5 protein-coding genes are annotated in these 3,427 nt (G+C 65.0%); all 5 read left to right on the top strand.

All coding sequences use genetic code 11. From position 1 onward, the window contains the following. Positions 1–648 (top strand): FecR domain-containing protein (locus tag VZ95_RS27365; protein ID WP_045776688.1); only part of this gene is annotated, 648 nt, incomplete at its 5' end. Positions 649–700: 52 nt separating this feature from the next. Beyond that, positions 701–1,732, top strand: coding sequence for a glycosyltransferase (locus tag VZ95_RS15640; protein WP_052711836.1), 1,032 nt, complete (start codon positions 701–703; stop codon positions 1,730–1,732). Beyond that, a complete protein-coding gene (locus tag VZ95_RS15635) occupies positions 1,719–2,462 on the top strand; it encodes a hypothetical protein (protein ID WP_045776686.1) in 744 nt (247 codons plus the stop codon). The genes VZ95_RS15640 and VZ95_RS15635 overlap by 14 nt, the downstream gene beginning before the upstream one ends. Continuing rightward, positions 2,459–2,743, top strand: coding sequence for a hypothetical protein (locus VZ95_RS15630; RefSeq protein ID WP_156995341.1), 285 nt, complete (start codon positions 2,459–2,461; stop codon positions 2,741–2,743). Before VZ95_RS15635 ends, VZ95_RS15630 begins: the two co-directional genes overlap by 4 nt. Positions 2,744–2,749: 6 nt before the next feature. After that, positions 2,750–3,427: tetratricopeptide repeat protein (locus VZ95_RS15625; RefSeq protein WP_045776684.1), on the top strand; the 678-nt coding region annotated here is incomplete at its 3' end.

The raw sequence follows: 3,427 nt of genomic DNA, 5'->3' as shown, positions 1-3,427 counted from the left end.
ATCCTGTTTATGGATCAATCCTCGATGACGCTTGGCCCGAATTCGGAGCTGACGATCGATGAGTTCGTCTATGATCCGAACGCCAAGAAGGGCAAAATCGGCGTTTCGCTCGCCTCGGGCCTGCTGCGCGTCGTCGGTGGTCAGATCAGCAAGACCAATGAAACGACGGTTAAAACCGCCTCGGGCACCATCGGGATTCGCGGCGGTATTTCGACGGTCGAACAGAGTGGTAACAATACGAGCGCTACCTTTTTGTTCGGCCAGCAAATGCGGGTTTCCGACACTAGTGGCAATACGAACACTGTAACCCGACCGGGATTTGGTACGAGCCTTGGTTCGGGCGGGCTTGGTCCGACGACGCGGACGGATCCAAACACCCTTCAGTCAAGCTTGAATCAATTTTCTGGCGGCGGTGGCGGCGGCTCCAATAATGTGGGAGGCCCCGCTGGGGGGGGGTTGATTAGCACGGGTTCTGCTGGTAGTCGGTTGGGATCGGGGGGTGGTGGTGATCTTGCGAGGGATCGTGTGAGTTCGGAGGTCTCGACCACGCTGGAAAATAATCCTCCGAGCTCAAACCGGACCACGCAGAATCTGGATGTGGTGCAAAATAACACGCGCCAAGCCACACCGCCCGTGCCAGTCTCGTAACCCTTCTCGGCGGAACATTCCGCTGGTTTTGTAAAAAAGGCTGGGCGTGTGCATGCGGTTGTTGTTCGTTTCGACCTATCCGCATCTGCCGGAGATTATCGGCGGACTGCAAACGACGACGCACGATCTTTGCCTTGCGCTTCAAGATATTGGCGCATCGGTTGCGGTTCTCTGCGGCCTGAGGGAGCATAGCCGCGACGGTGGTGATTTGCGGCCCCAGCGCGACGATGCTTTGGGCTATACGGTCATTCGCGTGCCCGACCCCGATCAGGCGCTGGCGCTGGTCGCGGCAAGCTGGGAGCCCACGGCGATTATTGTTCAGAGCGGCACGGCGCTGTTGCCGACGATTATTGCCGCGCTAGAGACGGGGCGTCCAACGGCGGTTTATCTGCATAACGTCGAAATGCATCAGCTCGCCGGAACCCTCTACCCCGATCCGGCGCTGCTGTATCTTTCGAATTCCCAGTTTACGGCGGACCGCTGGCGTGCCCTCTGCGGTATCGACAGTTTGGTTGTGCCGCCGGTTGTGGCCCCAGAACGCTATTTGGTGCGCGAAACCGGCGAGAAAATTCTGTTCGTCAATCCGACCCCGATCAAGGGGATGGAGATTATGTTCGGCCTCGCGGCGGCCTGCCCGGACTTGCCGTTTCTGGTGGCCGAAAGCTGGCACTTGGAGCCGCGCTGGCGCGCCTATTGTCAGCGGCGCGCCGAGGCCTTGGGCAATATCACCTGGGTCACGCCGACGCGGGATATGCGCACGCTCTACACCCAGGCGCGGCTTTTGCTGATGCCGAGCCTGTGGGAAGAAGCGTTCGGCCGCACAGTGATCGAAGCCCAGCTCAACGGAATTCCGGTTCTGGCGAGCGACCGGGGGGCCTTGCCCGAAACGGTCGGAGAGGGCGGTATTCTCGTCGATGCCCACGCGCCCCTTGCGGTGTGGGAGGCGGCTTTGCGCCATCTCTATGGGGCCGATCACGCCGATTGCGCGGCGCGCGCGCGTCAAAAAGCCTTTGCCGAAACAGCGGCAACGCCGTTGATTGCCGGAAACCTCCTCTCGCACCTGGCCGTTCATGCCGAACGCTAATCCGCTTCGTCTTTTGCTCGCGGTCGCGGGGGTGCCCAGTGCCGAAACGGGCCGGGCGCTTCAGGCGCTGAGTGGGGCCTTGCGCGGGGTCGGCGTTGCCCCGATTCTCCTGTCGGGTTGGGCCGGGGCCGGACGTTTGCGCGTCGAGCGCAGCGACGCCGAAGGCTTTCCAGTCTATCGCAGCGATGCGCCGCTGGCCGACATCGGCCTGTTGGCGGTGATGGAGCGCCCGTCTCTTGCCGTGCTGGTTGGCGCTGAGGCCTTGCCCTTGGCCGGGCCGCTCGTGGCGATGGGGCTGCCGGTTATTCTAGTGGTGACGGGCGATCAGCCGCTCGATCTCGGCGCGCTGGAAAACACTGGCTTGCTCGCGCTTGCGGCGACGACCCCAGTGGAAGCGGCGCGTTTGGCGCGCTTGCAGAGTGGCCCGGTGATAGCCCTACCCCTGCCCGCGCCGGAGAAAGCGCGTTTCGAGGGCGATGGGGCGGCGATTCTGGTTTTGGGTGGCCAGCGGGCCGAGGGCGGTGCCGTCGCGGTCGCCTTAGCCGAAGCGCGCCCGGCCTATCGCTTTATCTTTCCGGCGACGGTCGCCCAGGTCCCCGCCCTGCTCGGGCGCGTGTCGCGGCTGACGAATACGCAGATTCTCGCCATCGATGAGAGTGTTCCGCCCTTGCGCTTGGGGCTATTACCAAACTGTGTGGGGGTGCCGCCCTGGGAGACCCTTGCGAGGTGATGCGCGCGCGGGTGCCGCTGATGGTGGGCGATGCGCCGTTGTTGGCGGCGGGCATCGGTGCAGCGGGCCTGTCGCTCGCGCTGACGGCCCCAGGCGAGGCTTGGTTTACGGCGCTCGATACCTTGATGGAAACGGGCGCGGAGCGGGCACGGGCCGAAGCGGCCTGTGCAGACCAATCGGCCTTACTGCGGCCCTCGGCGGCGCAGGCGGCGCGTCGGTGGTACGAGACGCTTCAGGAGTATCGGGCGCGCTGCCTCGGTTTTTCTGCCGGGCGGGTCTAGCGGCGCATGCGGACCGACGCGGCCTTATTCGATCTGATTGCCCAGGCTTGGGCGGCTTATGATCGGGGGGACCGGCGCACGGCGCGCGGTCTGGCCGAGCAAGCCCGCGCCTATGCCCCCCGCGCGCCCGACCCGATTGCGGCGCTCGCTTGGTTCCACTTGGACGCGGATCAACCCGAGGCGGCGGCGGCTTTGCTGAAACCGGCGCTGAAAGCCCATCCCGAGGCCTGGGCGCTTTGGTGGTATCTCGGGCTCGTCTATCAGCGCCAGGGCGATCTTTTGGCGGCGGCGGGCGCGTTGCGCCGGGCGTGCTGCGGCGATCCGGCGCTCGATAGCGCCGCCTTTACCCTCGCCTGGGTCTTGCACGATCTCGGGCATCTCGACGAAGCCGCCGCTTGGAGCCGCTACGCGGTGGGCAAATCGCACGCGCCGGAGCGGCTGCAACAAGCAGCGTGGCTGGCTTTGCGCACGGGAGCGCCGCAGGTGGCGGTAGATCTCTATCGCGCGCTGTTCGAGTGCCTTCCCTCCGATGCGCCCGATTGGGCCGTGCTGCGCCGTCATTTCGCTAGCGCGCTGGAGCAAGCGGGCGACCCGGAACAGGCGCTCGCCGTTCTGGAGGCGGCCGGGGCCGATGATCCCGCCGGCCTCGCGGCGCAGGCGTGGCTGCTATTGCGTCTCGACACC

It is taken from the genome of Elstera litoralis, from assembly GCF_000963705.1.
In the GTDB taxonomy this organism is placed as follows: domain Bacteria; phylum Pseudomonadota; class Alphaproteobacteria; order Elsterales; family Elsteraceae; genus Elstera; species Elstera litoralis.
Note: the sequence above shows the minus strand (reverse complement) of the source record. Positions and strands in the feature narration are given on the sequence as shown.

Coding starts and splice junctions, on each gene's coding strand:
- VZ95_RS15640 (WP_052711836.1), top strand. CDS start 701: ATGCGGTTGTTGTTCGTTTCGACCTATCCGCATCTGCCGGAGATTATC.
- VZ95_RS15635 (WP_045776686.1), top strand. CDS start 1,719: ATGCCGAACGCTAATCCGCTTCGTCTTTTGCTCGCGGTCGCGGGGGTG.